The following is a 21,247-nucleotide window of genomic DNA, read 5'->3' on the forward strand; positions in this document are numbered from 1 at the left end:
GGCCCGCGCGCCGTGGAAGAGTAGGGGCATGGACGAACGAGCCGGAACCCCCGCCCAGCCTTCCGACCTGATCGACGTCGACGCCCTGCGGCGCGCGTACTACGAGCTGAAGCCGGATGTCAGCATCCCGGAGCAGCGCGTGGTGTTCGGCACCTCGGGTCACCGCGGCTCGTCGCTCGACACGGCGTTCAACGAGGACCACATCGCCGCGACGACGCAGGCCATCGTGGAGTACCGCAACAGCCAGGGCATCACCGGCCCGCTGTTCATCGGAGCGGACACGCACCTCCTCAGCGAGTTCGCCACCACGACCGCACTCGCGGTGCTGGTCGGAAACGAGGTGCGCGTGCTCGTCGACGAGTTCGACGACTGGGTGCCGACGCCCGCGGTGTCGCACGCGATCATCCGCTACAACCGGCAGGGCCATGGCGACCAGGCGGACGGCATCGTCGTCACCCCGAGCCACAACCCGCCGCGCGACGGCGGCTTCAAGTACAACCCGCCGCACGGCGGCCCGGCCGACACCGACGCCACGAGCTGGATCGCCAAGCGCGCGAACGAGATCATCGCGAACGGGATGACCGAGGTGCGGATGGCCGAGCCGTCCGGTGTCGAGACGTACGACTTCCGTGGGCACTACGTCGACGACCTCGAGAACATCATCGACGTGAAGGCGATCAAAGACAGCGGAATCAAAATCGGCGCCGACCCGCTGGGCGGCGCGAGCGTGCACTACTGGCAGGCGATCGCCGAGCGCTACGACCTCGACCTGACCGTGGTGAATCCGGAGGTCGACCCGGCCTGGGGCTTCATGACGCTCGACTGGGACGGCAAGATCCGCATGGATCCGTCGAGCCCCTCGGCGATGGCCTCCGTGGTCGCGCGGCGAGCCGACTTCGACATCCTGACCGGCAATGACGCGGACGCGGACCGGCACGGCATCGTCACGCCCGACGGCGGCCTGATGAATCCGAACCACTACCTCGCGGTCGCGATCGACTACCTGTTCCGCACCCGCACCGAGTGGCGGAAGGATGCGGCGGTCGGCAAGACCCTCGTGTCGTCGTCGATCATCGACCGGGTCGCCGAGTCGCTGGGCCGCCGCCTGTGGGAGGTCCCGGTCGGCTTCAAGTGGTTCGTCCCGGGCCTCATCGACGGGACCGTCGGCTTCGGCGGCGAGGAGAGCGCCGGCGCGTCGTTCCTGCGCTTCGACGGCACGGCCTGGACGACCGACAAGGACGGCATCCTGCTCGCCCTGCTCGCCAGTGAGATCCGCGCGGTGACCGGCAGGTCGCCGTCCGAGCTGTACCGCGAGCTGACCGAGCGCTTCGGCGACCCGGTCTACCAGCGGGTGGATGCGCCCGCGAGCCCCGAGCAGAAGGCTGCGCTGTCGAAGCTCGACGGAGACGCCATCACCGCGACCGAGCTGGCCGGCGAGCCGATCACCGCGAAGCTCAGCCGCGCGCCGGGCAACGACGCTCCGCTCGGCGGCGTGAAGGTGCAGACGGAGAAGGCGTGGTTCGCCGCGCGCCCCTCCGGCACGGAGAACGTCTACAAGATCTACGCCGAGTCGTTCGCGGGCGAGGAGAACCTGCGCGAGGTGCAGGAGGAGGCCAAGCGGATCGTGGGGGATGCCCTCGGCGGCTGATCAGCCCGGGTAGGAGGTGCCGCCCGGGATGCCGAAGAACTCCTCGAGGGTGGTCACGCCCGTGCGGTGGAGTTCCGTCGCGAGCGGGACGCCGATGTAGCGGAAGTGCCACGGCTCGTAGGTGAACCCGGTGACGGCGACCTTGTCGGCGGGATACCGCAGCAGGAAGCCGAAGCGCCACGCATTCGCCGCCAGCCAGCGGCCCTGCGGTGTGTCGCCGAAGCACGCGTCGAGGGAGCACTTCGCGGGGATCGCGCTGATGTCGACCGCGAGGCCGGTCTGGTGCTCGCTGTGTCCCGGCCGCGCCGTGTCCGTGTCCGCATACGCTTTTCCGTTGTGCGCGACGTCGTCGTCGTACACGCGGGTCTGCGACTCGAACGAGCGGTAGGCGCTCTGCACCGTGAGGTCGAGCCCGGCCTCCGCCTTGCCCGCGTGGAACATCGAGACGAGCGCCGCGGCGGTCGCCTGGCGCATCGGCTGGTGGTTGATGTTCGGCACGTCGGGGTACGTCAGGTCGGGCGGGACGTATGTGACCGGGCTCAGAGCCCGCGGCTTGTTGACGACGACCCACAGGCTCGCGGGGTCGCTCGTGGACTGCGCCGCCTTGTCGAAGCCGGCCGCTCCGGGCGTCGGCGTGGCACCGGCCGGCGGCGTGGGGCTGGGTGAGGACATGGTGGGCGCTGGACTCGCGGTGGGCGTCGGCGACCCAGTCGGCCGCGGCGACGACGCCGAGCGCGACGGCGTCGGGCGGTGGCTCGCCGGCGCGGCCGACGGGCTCCCCGACGCACAGGCCGCGAGCACCAGCACGGCCGCCAGCGCGCCGCCCGCGCGGGCCAGGCGCGCTGCTCCAGCCCGCCGTTCGCGGGCGCCCCCAGACTCACGGGGCCGAGCCTAGCCCACCCGATCGACGACCGGATGGACGCTGACCGGATGCCGCGCTCGGCAGCACGGTTGCTACTTCGACAGGCTCCAGAAGTGGCCGATGCCGCCGGGGTGGTCGACGGTGATCGCCTCGTCGAGGTCGCGGTAGTCGCTGTCCTCGTTGTGGCCGGCCATCTTGATCTTGATCTGGCCGTTGACGTTCTGCACAGCGGAGACGAGCTGCACATGGTCGAGCGAGTCGTTGTCGTTCCAGTCGAACATGACGATGTCGCCGACCTTGATCTTGTCGCGCTGGTCCAACGGGTACTCGGTGAGCCCGAGCGACGCCGCGTTCTCCCGGAAGTAGTTGTCCATCGCCGGCACGTAGCCCCACGCGGGGCTCCAGTCCTCGGCGGCGTCGTGGTTGTACCACTCGGAGTTCATCTGCCAGCCGCGGGCGAGCAGGGTCTGGCTGACGAAGTTGGCGCAGTCGCCGCCGACGGGGTTCAGATCGCCGAACTCGGCGGTGTTGTAGTTCTTCCAGTAGGTGAGCGCATACGCGAGCTGCTTGTCGACCGGCGTCTGCACCTGGTACCCGTAGGTGCTCGCGGACGTCGTGACGGGCTTGCCGCTCTTGTCCGTCACGGTGACCGGAACGTTCCCCGCCTGGAAGTTCGCCGCGGCGGGCACGCTCACGACGACCTTGTCGTCGGTCGCCTGGGTGACGGTGGCGGGCTGCCCCCGATCGTGACGGCGCCGACGTTGTCGAGGTTGGTGCCGGTCAGGGTCACCGTTCCGCCCGAGACGCTCCCGGTCGCCGGCTGGATGGACGACACCACCGACGACGCCGATGCCGCCGAGGGCGCAGCCGCTTGAGCGATGGCCTTGGTCACGGGCGACGGCTCGCCTGCGCATCCACTGAAGACGAGCGCGGCGGAGGCGGCGACGGCTCCGAGCACCAGGGTGCGGCGGACGAGAGGACGGCGGGTGCGGCTGAGAAAACTCATACAACCTTCGGGGCTGATTCGGAGGCGGTCGGGATCGGCGTCCACCACCGTACGCGCGCATTATTTGCGTCACCTGGACGGGGGCCATTTTCATTCGTTTTGCGCGCGTCCGCGGTGCATGACGGCCCTGCCCCAGCTGGGACGCACGATGGCGTTCGCCACTGGCGAACGGTGCGCCCGGATGGGGCGCGACGGCGTTGTGACGCCCGTGGCAGAGGGTGTAACTTTGCAGTCTCCGCAAAATTCTATTTGCCCCACACCGGTGTGACGCTCCGCGTGCCGGGCGTCCCCACACCCGACTCTTCACACGGAGACAGATGTCCAGTCAGACCGCCGCGGCGACCGCCGCACCCAAACCGATCATGTCGCATCGCGAGATCCTTCTCGTGATCTTCGGCCTCATGGCCGGCATGTTCCTCTCCGCCCTCGACCAGACCGTCGTCGGAACCGCGATCCGCACCATCGGCGACGACCTCCACGGGCTCAGCGAGCAGGCCTGGGTCACCACCGGGTACCTCATCCTCTCGACGATCTCGACGCCGATCTACGGCAAGCTCTCCGACATCTTCGGCCGCCGGCCGCTGTTCGTCATCGCGATCGTCATCTTCATCATCGGCTCCATCTTCGCGTCGTTCTCGACCTCGATGCTCGAGCTCGCGGCGTTCCGGGCCATCCAGGGCCTCGGCGCCGGTGGTCTGATGTCGATGCCGCTCGCCATCATGGGCGACATGCTCGCACCGCGCGAGCGCGCCAAGTACCAGGGCTACTTCCTCGCCGTCTTCGGCATCTCCAGCCTGATCGGCCCGCTCGTCGGCGGCCTGTTCGCCGGCGCGGACGAGATCCTCTGGATCACCGGCTGGCGCTGGGTGTTCCTCATCAACGTGCCGATCGGCATCATCGCTCTGGGCATGGTCCTCCGCTTCCTGCACCTGCCGAAGCGCGAGCGCGGCTCCGCGCGAATCGACTGGTGGGGTGCGGCCGGCGTCATCGTGGCGCTCGTCCCGCTGCTCCTCGTCGCCGAGCAGGGCCGCGAGTGGGGCTGGGACAGCCCGGCCGCCATCGCCTGCTACGTGATCGGCGGAGTGGGGATCATCGCCTTCATCCTGATCGAGATCGCGATGAAGGACGACGCGCTCATCCCGATCAAGCTGTTCCGCTCCAGCACGTTCTCGATGGCCACGGTCATCGGCGTCCTGGTCGGCTTCGGGATGTTCGGCGCCATGCTCACCCTCCCGCTGTACCTCCAGATCGTGCTCGGCTCCAGCCCGACCGTGTCGGGACTGCAGCTGCTGCCGATGATCCTCGGCCTGATGGTGTCGTCCATCGTCTCGGGCCAGATCATCGCCCGCACCGGGCACTACCGCCAGTTCCCGATCATCGGCACGGCGATGCTGGCGGGCGGGTTCTTCTACCTGACCTTCATCCACTACGACGGCTCGTACTGGTTCATCGCCGGCGCCATGCTGCTCATCGGCCTCGGCCTGGGCCAGCTGATGCAGACGCTGACGATCGCGAGCCAGAACTCGGTCGGCCTGCGCGACATGGGTGTGGCGACCAGCTCATCCACGTTCTTCCGTCAGATCGGTGGAACGCTCGGCACGGCCGTGCTGCTCTCGCTGTTGTTCACGGTGTTCCCGACGAACATCAAGACGTCACTGACCGACACCCAGACGCTGACCTCCGCCCTCGACGCGGCGTTCACGCCGTCGGTGGCCAGCGCTCCCGAGAACAAGCAGATCATGGAGCAGAGCTACAACAAGATCGTCGACCAGACGACGAAGGCCACCCAGTCGGCCCTGCAGGCGGGAGTGACGAAGGCGCAGGATGCCGCCAAGGCCGCCGTCGCCGCGGGCGTCGCATCGGGCGCCATCCCGGCGCAGGCGCAGGCCGCCGCCGAGGCACAGGCGGTCGCGACCGCCAACGCCAAGGCCGGAGCGGCGATCGAGCAGAAGGCCCCCTACGCGAAGGTCGCCGCAGACGGCACCGTCACGCTGGACTTCTCGGACGAGGCGGCGCGCTCGCAGTTCGTCGACTCCATCGTCCCGAAGATCCAGGACACCCTGAAGAAGCAGAACACGTCGGGAAACAGCTCGGCGACCAACGACACGTCGTTCCTGAACGGCGCCGACCCGCGGCTGACGAAACCGTTCCTGGTCGCGTTCAACGCCTCGGCGGTGCAGGTGTACTGGGTCGCGATGATCGTGGTGCTGGTCGCCTTCATCCTGTCGCTGTTCTTCAAGACGCCGCCGCTGCGCGCCAAGTCCGCCCTGCAGGAGGCGGCGGACGACGCGGCGGCAGCCGACGCCGCGAAGGCCGCCGAGCGCGAGCCGGTCGGCGCGTACGCCTCGCTCTCGGAGGACGACGACGAGGAGTACGACACGGGCCTCCTGGCGAACCGCGCCGCGAACGAGTTCGGCGCGCTGGTCGAGCCGGGAGCCGACACCGCGTCCACCCGGGCGCAGCGCCCACGGCCGGCGACGGACTGACCGCACCTCACCAGGCGAACGGCCGTCACCTCTCCGGAGGTGGCGGCCGTTTCGCTTTTCCGCATCTGGCCGCGAAGAGACGCAACTGGCCACCATCCGGCCACGGTCGAGAGTCAGGGAGCGCGAACGAGGTCGCCCCCTGGCGATCCCTGTCACCGCCTCGCCTGCGCCGGCCTCCGCGCTGGCCCGCGCGCCTTTCAACGGGGGGTTAGATCCGCTGATATCCCCTTGGGGCCCCGGGGCAGAATTGACAGTTCACCCGTTCGCCACGAGCGTCGACATTGCCTTCCAACGATGAGCGAAGAAAGAACATCCCAATGATTCCCCTCGACAGGATCACTCGTCACGCCGCGATTCGGCCGAACGCTATCGCGCTCGAACACGGCGATGTCTCCATCGCCTGGGAGCGGTACCGCGAGGAGGTCCGCAGGACACTCGCCTGGTTGAATCAGAACGTCAGTGCGCCGGACGCCTCGGCGGTCTTCGAGGTCCCTGCTTGCATCGACGCGTTCGTGATCGGCAGCGCGTTGGCGAGCGCTCGGATTCCCTGGGTCGCGCTCGACGCGAGCCGTAGCCCAGAGGTGAGGGCGCACCAGATCGACCGGCTGAAGCCCGCTTTGTCTGTGCGACATGGCGACCGGGGCGCCGTCCTCGTCCACCTCACGGGTACGGATAGAGCCGCCGAGTTCGCCAACCTCCGCGAGGAGGCCGGTGGAACCGTCATCCCGCGCCACAGTCGTCATCGGGCAAGCCGATGCGACGGACATCGCCCGGCAGCTCACGACGAACGCGATATCCGCCAGCCTCATCGTTCCCCCGGTGCTCACGCAGGTTGTCGATGCTGTGCGCGACAGATACGGCGACACTCTGGTGTGCCGACAGGTGCGCTTCCTTCTCACCGGCGGACGGCACCTCGCGCCTGCGCTTGTCGGCGGGGTGACTCGCACAATCGGACCGGTGCTGCACTCCTACTACGGCACGACCGAGACCGGCGTGAACGCGATCGCGGACCCGCTCGACCTCACGATCGATCCCCGGACCTCCGGAACGATTCTTGAGGGCTCAAGCATCGTGGTGGTCGACGGCGAAGGAAGCGAGGTCTCGCCGGGTGTCCCCGGCCGAGTCGCCATTGCGTCGTACATGAACGCGGAGGCCTATGACAGCGGCCCGATTCCGAGTGTCCAGATCGATGGAGTGCACTACATCCTCACGGCGGACATCGGGATGTTCGCGTCCGACGGCGCCCTGACAATCCTCGGACGGGCGAGTCTGGATGCGGCGCCGAGCGCGTGCGGTGATCTAGTCGGGTTCGAGAACGATCTGCATCTTCTTTCTGGCGTGGAGGACGCCGCTGTCGCCGTGGAGGCCAGCAACACGGTTACCGCATTGCTCGCCAGCGCGACGGCCGATATCGACCCCTCCCTCTTGGAGTATTTGGCGATACGCGTCGGACGGCTCCGCGGCGTGGATCTGCCGATCAGCGCCCATGTGGTACCGCGATTGAGCTACAGCTCCACCGGGAAATTCGACCTTGCTTCGAGCCTTTCCACTATCCGAGATGAAAGCGCACTATGAAGAACTCACACGTCCGGGCCCTCCTGCTCTGTCTGATCCCTCCACTGATCTGGGGAGGCATGTTCCCCATCGCCGCAGTGCTCGAGCCCACCGTCAACATGTTCGCGATGACCCTCATCCGTTACAGCGTGGTCGCTTTGATCCTGGCGGTGATGCTTCAGCGGGCCGAAGGGACGGCCGCCTTCCGGCTGGAGGGCCAGGGTTGGCGGCTCTTCCTCCTGGGGAGCGCTGGGTTCGCCGGCTTCGGTCTGCTCGCTTTCACCGCGCTGACCTATACCTCCGCTGCGAATGTGAGCCTGATCATGGCCATGATGCCCGCGATCGGCGCCGTCATTGCAGCGGCTGCCACCAAGAAGCTGCCTCCCGTGTATACGATCGTGGCGATTCTCATCGCCTTCTTCGGCGTCTCCTTGGTATTGACCAAGGGCGACTACACGCACCTCATCTCGGCCCGCGACAGCCTCGGCGAGCTGCTGGCGTTGCTCGGCGCCATCTGCTGGGTGGTCTACACGCGCGGCGCGGCCAGCGTTCCCGCGTGGTCCACCCTGCGGTACACGACACTCACGACCATTCTCGGCTGCCCAACTATCGCGATCGCGACGATCGTCGCCACGCTCACGGGCTTCGTCACGCCTCCTTCACTGCCGGCCATCATCGCCGGATGGCCGGAACTGAGCTACCTGATCGTTCTTGCCGGCGTCGTCGCCGTCCTGTTCTGGAACCAGGGCAACAAGATGCTCGGTCCGATCAACGGAACCTTGTTCATGAACCTCGTTCCCATCACCACCTACTCCATCGTGACCATCACGACCGGAGTCCTGCCCACCACTGCGGCAGTCGCGGGAGCCCTCTGCGTCATCGCAGGATTGCTCGTCAACAACGTTTGGTCTCGGCGGGCCGGAGCCAAGGCGCGCAAGAACAGCCGCGAGGAGGCCGAATCCAGCCAACCCGTCCGCTGACGATGGGCTCGCACCGACCTACACCCGCTCTGCAGAAACGGCCGTCACCTCTCCGGAGGTGGCGGCCGGTTAGGCTTTCAGCGGCAACCTCGCAAACACGCCGATGAGAGCGCGACCACGCAGGACTTGACACGCGGCCGGGACGCGATCTAGATTCTCCCCCAAGCAGTGAGAGCGCTCTCACGTCTAGCGAATGAGAGCGCTCCCACGCTCTACAGGCGCACACAGACCCACGCACAAAGGAGTGAACCCGTGAAGCTTTCACGACGCACCAGGATCGCCGCGGCCGTCGCCGGCGCGGCGTCCTTCGCCCTCATCGCCGCCGGATGCTCATCCAGCGGCGGCAGCGGATCCAGCTCGGACCCGGTGACGCTCACCGTCACCACGTTCGGCACGATGGGATTCGACAAGCTCTACTCGCAGTACGAGAAGGAGCACCCGAACATCAAGATCAAGGCCACCAACATCGACACCGGTGACAACGCGCTCACCGACTGGCAGACGAAGCAGGCGGCCGGCAGCGGCCTGCCCGACGTGCAGGCCGTCGAAGAGGGATGGCTCAGCAAGGTCATGCAGGTCAGCGACCAGTTCAACGACCTCAAGGACTACGGCGCCAACGACATCAAGAGCCGCTGGGTCGACTGGAAGCTGAAGCAGGCCACCGACAAGAGCGGCCGCATCATCGGCTACGGCACCGACATCGGGCCGGAAGGCCTCTGCTACAACGGCAAGCTCTTCGCCGCGGCCGGCCTGCCGAGCGACCGCGACTCGGTCGCGAAGCTCTTCGGCGGCGACAACGCCACCTGGGACGACTTCTTCAAGGTCGGCGAGCAGTACCACGCCGCCACCGGGAAGGCCTGGTACGACCAGTCCGGCTTCATCTGGAACGCCATGGTGAACCAGCAGCCGGAGGGCTACTACACCAAGGACGGCAAGCTCAACATCAAGGACAACAGCGACCTCAAGGCGCTGTGGTCCAAGCTCGCCGGGGGCGCGGCGGCCGGCCTCTCCTCCAACCAGACCCAGTGGGACTGGGGCAAGGGCAAGGCGTTCACCGACGGATCCTTCGCCACGTTCGTCTGCCCCGGCTGGATGCTCGGCGTCGTGCAGGGCCAGGTCAAGGCGGGCGGCGGCGACGCCACCACCGGCTGGGACTTCGCCAACGTGTTCCCGGGCGGCGCAGCCAACTGGGGCGGATCGTTCCTGACGGTCCCGAAGCAGTCGAAGCACCCGAAGGAGGCCGCGGCCCTCGCCGCGTGGCTGACCACCGCCAAGTCGCAGGTCCAGACCTTCCAGGCGGCGGGCACGTTCCCCTCGGTCACGGCGGCGCAGACGGATGCCGGCGTCACGGGTGAGAGCGACCTGACGAAGTTCTTCAACAACGCGCCGATCGGGCAGATCCTCGGCGAGCGCGCGAAGGGCGTCGTGGCCCAGTACAAGGGACCGGACGACTCGGTCATCCAGTCGCAGGTGTTCGGGCCGTCCGTCCAGGAGCTCGACTCCAAGAAGGCGAACGGCGAGCAGGCATGGAACAACGCCATGAAGCTGCTCGACCAGCTGGTCGTCAACAAGTAACCCGAAACCGACACCGGGCCCCCGCTGCACCACGCGCGGCGGGGGCCCGAACCACGGGAGAACCGCAATGACCACCACCGCCACACGGGAGACCGCACCCGTCACCCCCGCGACGCCGCGCGGGCGCTCGGGCCGCGGCGACCTCAGCTTCAAGCAGCGGCTGAGCCGCTTCGATGTGAAGGCGTCGCCCTACTTCTACGTGGCGCCGTTCTTCGTCCTGTTCGGGCTCGTCGGCCTGTTCCCGCTCATCTACACGTTCGTCGTCTCGCTCAACAACTGGAACCTGCTGACCGGTCCGGGCGAATGGGTCGGCTTCAAGAACTACGCGACCGAGCTGAGCGATCCGTTCTTCTGGAACTCGCTGTTCAACACGATCAGCATCTTCCTGCTCTCGGCCATCCCGCAGCTGATCGCCGCCGTCTTCATCGCCGCCGTGCTCGACCAGAACCTGCGGGCGAAGACCTTCTGGCGCATGAGCGTCCTGCTCCCCTACGTCGTCACCCCGGTCGCGGTGACCCTGATCTTCTCGAGCGCGTTCGACGAGAAGTACGGACTGATCAACAACCTCCTCCAGGCGTTCCACCTCGACCCGGTGATGTGGAAGACCGAGACCTTCCCGTCGCACGTCGCCATCGCGACGATGGTGAACTGGCGCTGGACGGGCTACAACGCGCTCATCCTGCTGGCCGCCATGCAGGCGGTGCCGCGTGACATCCACGAGTCCGCCGCCCTGGACGGCGCCGGGTCGTTCCGCCGCTTCTTCTCGATCACGCTGCCGAGCATCCGCCCGACCATGATCTTCGTCATCATCACGGCCACGATCGGCGGCCTGCAGATCTTCACCGAGCCGAAGCTGTTCAACCCGTCGAGCGCGGTTCCGGGCGGTCCCCAGCGGCAGTACCAGACGACTGTGCTCTACCTGTGGGACATGGCGTTCAACCGGCAGAACTTCGGCAAGGCGTCGGCCATCGCCTGGATGCTGTTCCTGCTGATCGTGATCTTCGGCGTCCTGAACTTCCTGATCTCGCGCCGGATCGCCTCCACCGAGACCCGGCTGCACCGCAAGCGGACCGCGAAGCGCCTGCAGGCGTCGCGCATCCTGGCCGCATCGAGCGAGGAGAAGAACCTGTGACCGCCACCCTGCGCACCGCATCCACCCGCACGGCTCCCGCGCCTGCCCCCAAGCGCAAGGCGCTCGGCATCGACCGGCGCCCCGGCTTCCTGACCTACGGTATCCTGCTCGCGATCTTCATCGGCGGCGCGTACCCGCTGTGGTGGTCGTTCGTCGCCGGATCCAGCAACAGCACCGTTCTCACCTCCACGTGGCCGCCCCTGCTGCCGGGCGGGCAGTTCTGGACGAACGTGGGCCAAGTGCTCGACACGGTCCCCTTCTGGCTGGCGCTCGGCAACTCCATCATCGTGGCGTCGGTGATCACGCTCTCGGTCGTCGCGTTCTCGACGCTCGCCGGCTACGCGTTCGCCAAGCTGCGGTTCCGCGGCCGCGAGGGCCTGATGGTCTTCGTCGTCGGGACACTCGCCGTGCCGACGCAGCTCGGCATCATCCCGCTCTTCATGGTGATGAAGCAGTTCGGCTGGACCGGGACGCTCGGCGCGGTGATCGTGCCGACCCTCGTGACGGCGTTCGGCGTCTTCTTCATGCGGCAGTACCTGGTGGATGTGATCCCGGACGAGCTGATCGAGGCGGCCCGCGTCGACGGCGCGAACATGATCCGCACCTTCTGGCACGTCGGCGTCCCGGCCGCGCGGCCCGCGATGGCGATCCTCGGCCTGTTCACCTTCATGACCGCGTGGACGGACTACCTCTGGCCGCTGCTCGTCGCGCCGCAGAATCCGACGCTGCAGGTCGCGCTGAGCCAGCTGCAGTCGGCGAAGTACGTCGACTACTCGATCGTGCTCGCCGGGGCCGTGCTCGCCACCATCCCCCTCCTGATCCTCTTCGTCCTCGCCGGCCGGCAGCTCGTCTCCGGCATCATGGCGGGCGCGGTGAAAGGCTGAGAATGAACCGCACCTGGCCCACCGGCTTCCTCTGGGGCTCGGCCACCGCCGCCGCGCAGATCGAAGGCGCCGCCCACGAGGGCGGCAAGGAGGACTCGATCTGGGATGCCTTCGCGCGCGTCCCCAACGCGATCGCCGGCGGCGACACCCCGGAGGTGGCGGTCGACCACTACCACCGCATGCCGCAGGATGTCGCGCTGATGGCGTCCCTCGGGCTGCAGTCGTACCGCTTCTCCACGTCCTGGGCGCGCGTGAAGCCGGGGGACCGCACGGTCAACCGTGCCGGTCTCGCGTTCTACGACCGGTTGGTGGACGAGCTGCTCGGCGCGGGCATCCTGCCGTGGCTGACGCTGTACCACTGGGACCTGCCGCAGGCGCTGGAGGAGAAGGGTGGATGGGCGAACCGTGACACCGCGTACCGGTTCGCCGACTACGCGGTCGCCGTGCACGACGCGCTGGGCGACCGGGTGGACCACTGGACGACGTTCAACGAGCCGCTGTGCTCGTCGCTGATCGGGTATGCGGGCGGTGAGCACGCCCCCGGCCGGCAGGAGCCGCGCGCCGGACTCGCGGCGCTGCACCACCAGCACCTGGCGCACGGGCTCGCGGCGGCGGCGATCCGCTCGCGGGCGGCGCGCCCGGAGGAGCTCCGGCTCGGGATCACGCTGAACCTGACGACGGCGGTCCCGAACGATCCGGCCGACCCGGCCGACCTCGAGGCGGCCCGCCGCATCGACGGCCTGTGGAACCGCATGTACCTCGAGCCGCTGCTGCTCGGCGCGTATCCGGCCGACGTGCTGGAGGACGTGCGCGAGTACGAGTTCGACGAGCTGGTGCGCGAGGGCGACCTGGACATCATCGCGCAGCCGCTCGACTTCCTCGGCGTGAACCACTACCACGACGACAACGTCAGCGGGCATCCGGCCGGGGAGGACCAGCCGGAGCCGGTCGTGCCGACCACGCGGCCCACCTCCTCGCCGTTCGTCGGGAGCGAGTACGTGACCTTTCCGACGCGGCACCTGCCCACCACCGCGATGGGCTGGGAGGTCAACCCCGACGGGCTCCGCGCCCTGCTGGTGCGGCTCACGCGCGACTACCCGACCCTCCCGCCGCTGTACATCACCGAGAACGGGGCCGCCTACGACGACGTCGTAGCGGAGGACGGCCGGGTGCACGACACGGAGCGCGCGGCGTACATCCTCGCCCACATCGACGCCGTCGGCCGCGCGATCGACGAGGGTGCGGATGTGCGCGGGTACTTCGTGTGGTCGCTGCTCGACAACTTCGAGTGGGCGTGGGGCTACGAGAAGCGATTCGGGATCGTGCGCGTCGACTACGGGACGCAGGAGCGGACCGTCAAAGACTCAGGCAGGGCGTTCGCTCAGGTGATCGCCGGAGCGCGGACGGGGGCGCCCTGCCTGAGGCCGTCGCGTCGCGCGTCTAGCATGGACCAAAGCGACGAGGAGACGCGATGACGACCGAGCAGATCGCGGGCCGGGTGGTCCCGACCCTGGAGGCCGTCGCCGCGCGCGCGGGGTGTCGCGCGCGACCGTCTCCCGGGTGGTGAACGGGTCTCCGAAGGTGACCGCGGAGGTCGTCGCGGCCGTCGAGCGGGCCATCGCCGACCTCAATTACGTCCCCAATCGCGCCGCCCGCTCGCTCGCCTCGCGGCGCACGCAGGTGGTGGCGCTGGTGGTGCCGGAGTCGACGGCGAAGGTCTTCGCCGACCCGTTCTTCGCGTCCATCGTGCAGGGCGTCGCGCTGAGCCTCGCGGACACCGAGTACACGCTCAACATGGTCATCTCGTCGGAGACGAACCCCGACAAGACGCGGCGCTACCTGATGGGCGGCAACGTCGACGGCGCGCTGGTCGTGTCGCACCACTCGGGCGATCACTCGTACGCGCAGCTGGGCGCATCCCTGCCGATGGTCTTCGGCGGACGGCCGGTGAGCGAGACGGAGCACCTCTCGTACTACGTGGATGTGGACAACGTCGCCGGGGCCCAGGTCGCGACCGACCACCTCATCCAGAAGGGCCGGCGGAACATCGCCCTGATCACCGGCCCCCAGGACATGCCCGCCGGGCTCGACCGCTACACCGGCTGGAAGTTGGCGATGGATGCGGCCGGGCTCGATGCGACGCGGGTCGCCTACGGGGACTTCTCCCCGGCGTCGGGCCGGGAGGCCATGCGTCGCCTGCTCGCGGACGGGCGCCCGATCGACGGGCTCTTCGCCGCGAACGACCAGATGGCGGCCGGCGCGTACGCGGCCATCCACGAGGCAGGGCTCAGCATCCCGGGCGACATCGCCGTGGTCGGCTACGACGACGACAGCTTCGGCCTCATGTCCACGCCGCCGCTGACGACCGTGCACCAGCCGTCGATCGGGCTCGGCGAGGCGATGGCGCGCGTGCTGGTGCGCCGCCTCGCCGGGGAGGCGGTCGAGCGCGTCACGCTGCTGCCGACGGAGCTGGTGATCCGCCAGAGCACGTGAGGCGGGCGGCTGCGCCCGGCGCCGAGTCGCGACATCATGTCACCACTCGACGCGCCAAAGCGCATCCACTCACCACTCGACGGGCGGACGGGCGGGACGGGCGGTCGGGCGGTCAGGCGGCTGGGGTTCGGCGGCGGCGCGCGCGGTAGGCGGCGGCCTTGGCGCGGTCGCCGCAACCGGACATCCCGCACCAGCGGCGGTTGGATGCGCGGGAGACGTCCAGGAACGGCCGGGTGCAGTCCGTCCCCTCGCACCACTTGAGGTGGGAGGCGTTCTCGGGGCGGAATGCGTCGACGGCCGCACGTGCGACGGCCGCCAGGCAGGCGGACAGATCACCTGAGGTGACGACCGCGCGGTCGGAGCTCAGCGTCGCGACGGGAACGGGCCGCGCGGCGTAACGATCGAGCTCGCGCACGGCGTCGTAGTCCAGCGGATGCGCCGCGTCCGTGGTCAGCAGCGCCCAGATCGTCTCGCGCAGGCGGAGGGCGTCGCGGTGACCGGCCCCGTCGACCGCGGGAGGCGCATCCACCACGCCGGCGTCGGCGAACCACTGCGCCAGCGCTGCCGGTGTCGGTACGCGTTCCACCGCCGTCGTGCGGCGCTCGGCGACCGTCGCGACGAAGTCGAGGGCGAGATTGCCCGCCACGAACTCGAAACCCACGTCACCATCTTGACAGGTGACGCGCGAGCGGGCAACGTAGCGGCAATGAGGGGGCGGACCGGCGGTGTCTTCGTGTACGCGACTGCGGCGGTGGCGGCTCGGTCGGCCGACGCGGGAGCGATCGTCGCCGCTGTCCTCGCGGGCACGGCCGTGGCGGGTCCTGCCGCGGGCGGACTGCTGGCCGCCGCCCTCACGGTCCCGCATCTCGTCGGACCCCTCGCCGGACGGTTACTGGATGCGCGACGCCGGCCCGGGCCGGTGCTCGCCGCCGCCTTCGCCTGGTACGCCGTGTTCGTCGTCCTCGCGGCCGTTCTCCTTCCGGTCACCGTCGCCGGCGCCGCGCTCGCGCTCGCCGGTGCCGGATGCGCCGGTCCTCTTGTGACCGGCGGGCTGAGCAGCCGGCTCGCCGGGATCGTGCAAACCGAGGGACGCGCCCAGCGGCGGGGTCATGCACTGGATGCGCTGACGTACGGCGTCTCCGCAACGATCGGGCCCGCCGCGGTGGCGGTCGCGGCGACCACAATGAGCCCGTCGGGGGCACTGGCCGGTACCGCGCTCCTGCTGACCGTCGCCGCCGTCGTGGTGCTGTGGCTTCCGTCGGGCGCGAACGCCGCTTCGCGCGCTGCGTCGGGCAGCGTTCTGCGTCTGCTCGTGGTCCACGCCCCCTTGCGGCGGACGACCATCGCGACCATCGGCTCGGCGGCCGCCCTCGCCGCGGCCCCGGTCATCGCGACGGCGTTCGCCGCGCAGCGCGGGTCCGACCCCGCGGCCGCCGCCGTGCTCATGTCGCTCTACGGCGCCGGCGGTCTCGTCGCATCCGTCGTCCTCGTCGCACGCCCGCTCACGGGGGATCCGGAACGCCTCGTGCGCGTCGGCGTGGCGTTCGCGGGCGCCGCGCTGCTGCTGCCCCTCCTCGCTCTGCCGATGCCGCAGGCGGGGACTGCGATCGGCGGCGTCGCTTTCGCGCTGATCGGGGCGGCCAGCTCTGCGCTGCTCGCCGCGACGCTGGCCGCTCGCACGGAGTACTCTCCGCCGGGCGCGGCCGCCCGCGTCTTCGCGACCGTCGCCGGGGTGAAGGTCGGCGGGAGCGCGCTCGGTGTCGCAGCCGCCGGTCTCGTCGCGCCGCTCGGGCCGGCCGTCGTGACGTCATGCGCCGCCGCGGTGTGCGGGCTGACGCTCGTCGCCGTCGCGGTGGACGCCGCCCTCGGCCGCGAGTTGCGACATCATGTCGCCACTCGACGCGCGAAGGAGCATCTACTCACCACTCGAGGCGCGAAGGAGCACTCGGAGGCCGACCGATCCGCCACTGGACGCGACGACGACGCCGGTTGCGCTGCGCGGGGGCGGGCGTACCGTCGCGGCATGCCAACGTATACCGCGACACGGCCGCTCGAGGGCGACGCCGACGAGTACTTCGACTACATCTCCGACCCGGAGAACCTGCCCGCCTACTTCCCGCGCGTGACCGAGGCGCACGAGCTCCCGGACGGCAAGGTCGAGACGACCGCACATGTCGACGCCGACCGCGACGGCAAGGATGAGACGGTCACCTCCGAGGCGGAGTTCGACGTCGACCGCGCCGCCCGCGAGGTGACCTGGTCCGCTCCCGGGCCGCACGACTACCACGGCTCGCTGCGGCTGACCGACGACGGGGTCGAGCTCACCATCCACACGACACACGAGTTCGACGGGATGCAGCAGGCGCTCGACGGCTCGCTGGCGAAGATCGCCGAGAACCTGCGCGCCCAGGCCTGACCTCCCACGCCGACGTGTTCGAGGGTTTCGAGGTCGCCGACGTCGAGGTCGGGGATGCGCGCATCCACGTCCGCTTCCGCGGAGACGGTCCGCCCGTAGCGCTGCTGCACGGCCACCCGCGGACGGGCGCCACCTGGCACCGCGTCGCGCCCGTGCTCGCCGGGAACGGCTTCACGGTCGTCGTGCCGGACCTGCGCGGCTACGGCCGGTCGACGGCGCCCGCGCCGCGTGCCGACCACTCCCAGGCGTCGAAACGGGCGATGGCGGACGACGTCCTCGCCCTGATGCGCACGCTCGGCCACGAGCGCTTCGGCCTCGTCGGGCACGACCGCGGCAGCTACGCGGCGTTCCGCCTGGCGATGGACCACCCGGAGGCGGTGGATCGCGTCGCACTGCTCGACTGCATCCCGATCGCGGAGCACCTCGATCGCATGACGCCCGAGTTCGCCACGCAGTGGTTCCACTGGTTCTTCTTCGCCCAGCCGGACGTGCCCGAGCGCGTGATCGGCGCCGACCCGGACGCCTGGTACCGCGGCGACCCGGATGCGATGGGGCTCGAGAACCTCGCCGAGCGGCGGGAGGCGGTGCACCGCCCCGCGGTCGTGCGCGCGATGCTCGAGGACTACCGCGCCGGCCTCACCGTCGACCGCGCCGACGAGGAGGCCGACCGGGCTGCGGGACGGAAGCTCACGATGCCGCTCCTGGTGCTGTGGTCGCTGCGCGACGACCTCGAGCAGCTCTTCGGCGACCCGCTCGCCGTCTGGCGCGACTGGGCGGTGGATGCGCGCGGCCACGGGATCGAGAGCGGCCACCATGTGGCCGAAGAGGCGCCAGACGAGCTGGCCCGAGAGCTCGAGGCGTTCTTCCGAGCGTGAGGGTGAGTGGCGCGACGCGCCTGCGCTGATCCGGTCAGGCGAGCCGGCGGTACAGCCGGTTGCCCAGCGCCGCCAGCACGAAGCCCGTCGCGACGATCGCCGCCACGCCGCCGGCGTACGCGATGAACAGGTGCTCCGTCCCCGACTGCGTCGAGAAGTACGTGACGAGCAGGGCGATGATGGACCCGGCAGCGCAGACCGCACCCACCCAGACCAGCGGCCAGAGCTTGCTCCGCACCGGCGGCTCGGCGCCCGGCAGGCGCAGCCACGACAGCACGATACCCGCGAGGCACCCCCAGAACGCGACGACCAGCATCCCCGCGACCACATCGCTCGGCCGGTGCCACTGCTCCACGAGGGTGGACGCGCCGGCCGCGATCGTGAACACCGACCCGATCACCGCGGCCAGCGGCCGATAGCGCGGCGAGGCGAGCAGGAAGACGACGAGCGCGGCGGACGCGGCGACCGCGGTGTGACCGGACGGGAGCGAGTTGGCGAGCCCTACATCCACCCCCTTCTGCGGTCGCGACAGGATGGTGTACTTCAGCAGTTGCGTGCTGACATTGGCCCCGACCGCGGCTCCGACGGCGACCGCGAAGACCAGCCAGTTGCGCCGCACGAGCACGATCGCGAGGGCGGCCAGGGCCCCGATGGCGACGGATGCGGCGGGCAGCGCGTCGAGGAAGCCGCGCGCGAAGTCGATGACGTCGCCCTTCCAGGCATCTGCCCCGGCGAACGCCCGCTCGTCGATCACCTGCCCGATGTAGCTCTGCACGAAGACCAGGTAGACGGCCGCGAACAGCCCGGCCGAGACGAGCGCACCCCAGAGGAAGGGCAGGGCGCGGAGACTCGAACGCATAGTGCATCCACCCTTCCACAGACGACCCTGAGATTCCCGGACGAACGCCCAGGAAGGGGTAGAACTACGCTCGACGGCCGCCCGCGACCCGGCGTAGACCGGGCGCATGCGACGCATCACGAACACCATCGACATCGCGGCGCCGGCGCACGACGTGTACCTCGCGCTCCGCACGCTGGGCGCCTACCCGCGCTGGCTCCGCCACTCCCTCGTCTACCGCGGGACCCGGGTGGATGAGCGCGCGGGCTACGTGGATACGACCACCGTCGGCCGGATGCGCGGGCGCCTGCTCGACGAGGATCCCGACCGTGCCTTGCACTTCCACCAGGCGCTGCCATCCGGAGCACTGGATGCGGACATCCGCTACGACGTCGCCGCAGCGAGTCCGGGTGTCACGCACGTCACGCGGGTCGGCGAACTCGCCACACGGGGCGTCTTCCGGGCGATGCAGCCGATGCTCGTGCGGATGGCGGCGGCCGAGAGCAGGAGGACCATGCGGGCGCTCAAGGCACACGTCGAGCATCCGGGATGAACCGGACGATCAGACGACGAAGCGGACCTCGGGCTCGGCTCCGGCCAGCCGGTCGCGCATCACGTCGATCGCCGCAGGGTTGCTGTCGACCAGCAGGAAGCGACGGCCCAGGGACGCGGCGACCGCCCCGGTCGTGCCGCTGCCCGCGAAGAAGTCGAGCACCCAATCCCCCTCGCGGCTGGACGCCTGCACGATCCGGCGCAGCACGCCCTCCGGCTTCTGGGTCGGGTACCCGGTCTTCTCGCGCCCGGTGGGCGACACGATGGTGTGCCACCACACGTCGGTCGGCAGCTTGCCGAGCTGCGCCTTCTCGGGGGTGACGAGGCCGGGCGCCATGTACGGCTCGCGCTCGACGGCCGCCGAGTCGAAGTGGTAGGCCGCCGGATCCTTCACGTAGACGAGGATCGTGTCGTGCTTGGCCGGCCAGCGGTTCTTGGGCTTGGCGCCGTAGTCGTAGGCCCAGATGATCTCGTTGAGGAACGACTCGCGGCCGAACAGCGCATCCAGCAGCACCTTGGCGTAGTGGGACTCGCGGTAGTCCAGGTGCAGGTACAGCGTCCCGTCGTCGGCGAGCACGCGCCAGGCCTCGATGAGCCGCGGCTCGAGGAAGCCCCAGTAGTCCTCGAACCGGTCGTCGTAACGCAGCAGGTCGCCTTTGATGCGCTCGTAGCTGCGGCCCTTGAAGCCGATCACGCTGCCCGCACCGCCCTCCGAGCGGACGGAGGTGAGCGTCTGCCGTGCCTGCGGCCGCCCGGTGTTGAACGGCGGGTCGAGGTAGATCAGCCGGAAGGATGCGTCGGGCAGCCCGGCCAGCACCTCCAGATTGTCGCCGTGCGCGACGGTGCTCGGCGCATCCGGATGCCACAGCGGTCGGGCTGCGGGGACGGGCTGCGACATGCGTCCATTCTCGCAGCGGAGAGAATGGACTGTGCACAATCTCGGACTGCTCTTCGACGTCGACGGCCCCCTCGCGAGCCCGGTCACCCGCACCATCGCCATCCGCAGCATCGTGACCGACCTGGTCGCCATCGCCGCCGCGGGCGTGCCGATCGCGTTCATCACGGGCCGGTCGGGCGACTTCATCCGCAACCAGGTGGTGAATCCGCTCTGCGACGCGGGCCTCGGCGACGCGCTCGAACAGCACGGGGCACGCATGTTCGGCGTGTTCGAGAAGGGCGGCGCCTGGGCGCCCATCACGGGCGACGGGATGGGCGAGGTCACGGTCGACGAGACGGTCGCCTTCTCTCCCGAGGCGGTGGATGCGGTCCGCCGGCTGGTGCGCGACCGTTTCGCCGACACGATGTTCTTCGACGAGACGAAGCGCGCGATGATCTCGGTGGAGCAGCGCACCGACGTGGATGCGGACACCTACCGGGAGGCGCAGGGGCGGTTCGAGGATGCGGCGTTCGACGTGCTGACCGGGCTCGGCGTCGGCCTCCGCTACGGCTCGCGGGAGACGCCCGATGCGGACGGCGCGGTCCCGTTCCGCATCGACCCGACCATCATCTCGACCGACATCGAGTCGGTGCTGCTCGACAAGGACCGCGGCGCGCAGCGCGCCTTCGACTACTTCGCCGCCCGCGGACCGCTGCCGCGCCGCTGGCGCTCGGTCGGCGACTCGCGGAGCGACTACAAGATGGCCGACTACGTGCACGACGCCGGCTACGAGGTCGCCCACGTGGATGTGCGCCCCGCGGACGGCGTGCTCGACCGGCCGTACCAGGTGATCACGATCGGCGACGCGATCCACGACGACGCGGGGGCGGAGTTCCTGGCGCACTGGCGCCGCGAGCTCGGGCTCGGCGAGGAGTAGGGCGGAGGCGGGCCGGCCGGCCGGTCGGTCGGTCGGAAACGGAGGAGTGCCGGGCCGTTGGCGCCAGCCGTCTCCTCCCTATCCCGACGTCATCGGCGTGTCGCGGCGCGGCTTCCTCCCTTTCCGCGGGCG

At 69.5% G+C, this 21,247-nt stretch carries 18 protein-coding genes and 1 pseudogene; 13 read left to right on the forward strand and 6 right to left on the reverse strand.

What is annotated here, in order from left to right; genetic code table 11:
- Positions 1-28 precede the first annotated feature (28 nt).
- Positions 29-1,648, forward strand: coding sequence for a phosphoglucomutase (alpha-D-glucose-1,6-bisphosphate-dependent) (gene pgm / locus ACQ86M_RS14630; protein ID WP_431245955.1), 1,620 nt, complete (start codon positions 29-31; stop codon positions 1,646-1,648).
- On the opposite strand, the gene ACQ86M_RS14635 is transcribed toward pgm, so the two are convergent.
- From ACQ86M_RS14635 to ACQ86M_RS14645, 3 genes are all read right to left on the reverse strand, one after another.
- Positions 1,649-2,320 carry a M15 family metallopeptidase gene (locus tag ACQ86M_RS14635; protein ID WP_431245956.1) on the reverse strand — a complete coding sequence of 224 codons (672 nt, stop codon included), beginning with the start codon at positions 2,318-2,320 and terminating at the stop codon, positions 1,649-1,651. It abuts the gene before it with no gap.
- A 282-nt stretch (positions 2,321-2,602) separates the two neighbouring features.
- The gene (locus ACQ86M_RS14640; protein WP_431245957.1) at positions 2,603-3,205 is read right to left on the reverse strand and encodes an amidase domain-containing protein; all 603 of its coding nucleotides are present in this window, start codon (positions 3,203-3,205) and stop codon (positions 2,603-2,605) included.
- Complete coding sequence (locus ACQ86M_RS14645; RefSeq protein WP_431245958.1) at positions 3,202-3,516, reverse strand: IPT/TIG domain-containing protein; 315 nt, start codon at positions 3,514-3,516, stop codon at positions 3,202-3,204. The genes ACQ86M_RS14640 and ACQ86M_RS14645 overlap by 4 nt, the downstream gene beginning before the upstream one ends.
- A 317-nt stretch (positions 3,517-3,833) precedes the next feature.
- On the opposite strand from ACQ86M_RS14645, the gene ACQ86M_RS14650 reads away from it, so the two are divergent.
- The 8 genes and pseudogenes from ACQ86M_RS14650 to ACQ86M_RS14685 all read left to right on the forward strand — a co-directional run bounded on the left by ACQ86M_RS14650 (position 3,834) and on the right by ACQ86M_RS14685 (position 14,620).
- A complete protein-coding gene (locus ACQ86M_RS14650; RefSeq protein WP_431245959.1) occupies positions 3,834-6,002 on the forward strand; it encodes an MDR family MFS transporter in 2,169 nt (722 codons plus the stop codon).
- A gap of 711 nt (positions 6,003-6,713) precedes the next feature.
- Positions 6,714-7,577: an AMP-binding protein gene (locus ACQ86M_RS14655; protein WP_431245960.1), complete on the forward strand. Its 864-nt coding sequence runs from the start codon at positions 6,714-6,716 to the stop codon at positions 7,575-7,577.
- Entirely contained in the window at positions 7,574-8,536 is a 963-nt protein-coding gene (locus ACQ86M_RS14660) for a DMT family transporter (protein WP_431245961.1), read from the forward strand. The genes ACQ86M_RS14655 and ACQ86M_RS14660 overlap by 4 nt, the downstream gene beginning before the upstream one ends.
- Positions 8,537-8,788: 252 nt before the next feature.
- Positions 8,789-10,111, forward strand: a complete 1,323-nt coding sequence (locus tag ACQ86M_RS14665; RefSeq protein ID WP_431245962.1) for an ABC transporter substrate-binding protein — start codon at positions 8,789-8,791, stop codon at positions 10,109-10,111.
- A 67-nt stretch (positions 10,112-10,178) separates the two neighbouring features.
- Complete coding sequence (locus tag ACQ86M_RS14670) at positions 10,179-11,243, forward strand: carbohydrate ABC transporter permease (RefSeq protein WP_431219355.1); 1,065 nt, start codon at positions 10,179-10,181, stop codon at positions 11,241-11,243.
- Positions 11,240-12,127 (forward strand): carbohydrate ABC transporter permease, encoded by an 888-nt coding sequence (locus ACQ86M_RS14675; RefSeq protein ID WP_431245963.1) that lies wholly within the window; start codon positions 11,240-11,242, stop codon positions 12,125-12,127. Before ACQ86M_RS14670 ends, ACQ86M_RS14675 begins: the two co-directional genes overlap by 4 nt.
- Before the next feature lie 2 nt (positions 12,128-12,129).
- Positions 12,130-13,602, forward strand: coding sequence for a GH1 family beta-glucosidase (locus ACQ86M_RS14680; RefSeq protein WP_431245964.1), 1,473 nt, complete (start codon positions 12,130-12,132; stop codon positions 13,600-13,602).
- Positions 13,599-14,620: pseudogene (locus tag ACQ86M_RS14685) on the forward strand (LacI family DNA-binding transcriptional regulator). The gene ACQ86M_RS14680 and the pseudogene ACQ86M_RS14685 overlap by 4 nt, the downstream one beginning before the upstream one ends.
- 112 nt (positions 14,621-14,732) lie before the next feature.
- Here the strand turns inward: ACQ86M_RS14685 and ACQ86M_RS14690 are convergent.
- Complete coding sequence (locus ACQ86M_RS14690) at positions 14,733-15,281, reverse strand: CGNR zinc finger domain-containing protein (protein WP_431245965.1); 549 nt, start codon at positions 15,279-15,281, stop codon at positions 14,733-14,735.
- A 45-nt stretch (positions 15,282-15,326) separates the two neighbouring features.
- Between ACQ86M_RS14690 and ACQ86M_RS14695 the strand changes: the two genes are divergently transcribed.
- Complete coding sequence (locus ACQ86M_RS14695; protein ID WP_431245966.1) at positions 15,327-17,036, forward strand: SRPBCC family protein; 1,710 nt, start codon at positions 15,327-15,329, stop codon at positions 17,034-17,036.
- Between the two features lie 14 nt (positions 17,037-17,050).
- On the forward strand, positions 17,051-17,911 hold the full coding sequence (locus ACQ86M_RS14700) for an alpha/beta fold hydrolase (RefSeq protein ID WP_431245967.1): 861 nt from the start codon (positions 17,051-17,053) through the stop codon (positions 17,909-17,911).
- 34 nt (positions 17,912-17,945) lie between these two features.
- On the opposite strand, the gene ACQ86M_RS14705 is transcribed toward ACQ86M_RS14700, so the two are convergent.
- A complete protein-coding gene (locus ACQ86M_RS14705) occupies positions 17,946-18,770 on the reverse strand; it encodes a phosphatase PAP2 family protein (protein ID WP_431245968.1) in 825 nt (274 codons plus the stop codon).
- Between the two features lie 106 nt (positions 18,771-18,876).
- Between ACQ86M_RS14705 and ACQ86M_RS14710 the strand changes: the two genes are divergently transcribed.
- On the forward strand, positions 18,877-19,302 hold the full coding sequence (locus ACQ86M_RS14710; protein ID WP_431245969.1) for an SRPBCC family protein: 426 nt from the start codon (positions 18,877-18,879) through the stop codon (positions 19,300-19,302).
- A gap of 9 nt (positions 19,303-19,311) precedes the next feature.
- Here ACQ86M_RS14710 and ACQ86M_RS14715 read toward each other — a convergent pair whose 3' ends face one another.
- Positions 19,312-20,199, reverse strand: a complete 888-nt coding sequence (locus ACQ86M_RS14715) for a DNA-methyltransferase (protein ID WP_431245970.1) — start codon at positions 20,197-20,199, stop codon at positions 19,312-19,314.
- Positions 20,200-20,230: 31 nt separating this feature from the next.
- On the opposite strand from ACQ86M_RS14715, the gene ACQ86M_RS14720 reads away from it, so the two are divergent.
- Positions 20,231-21,115, forward strand: coding sequence for a hypothetical protein (locus ACQ86M_RS14720; protein WP_431245971.1), 885 nt, complete (start codon positions 20,231-20,233; stop codon positions 21,113-21,115).
- Positions 21,116-21,247 lie beyond the last annotated feature (132 nt).

Source organism: Leifsonia xyli subsp. cynodontis (genome assembly GCF_050632205.1).
GTDB lineage: Bacteria > Actinomycetota > Actinomycetes > Actinomycetales > Microbacteriaceae > Leifsonia > Leifsonia xyli_D.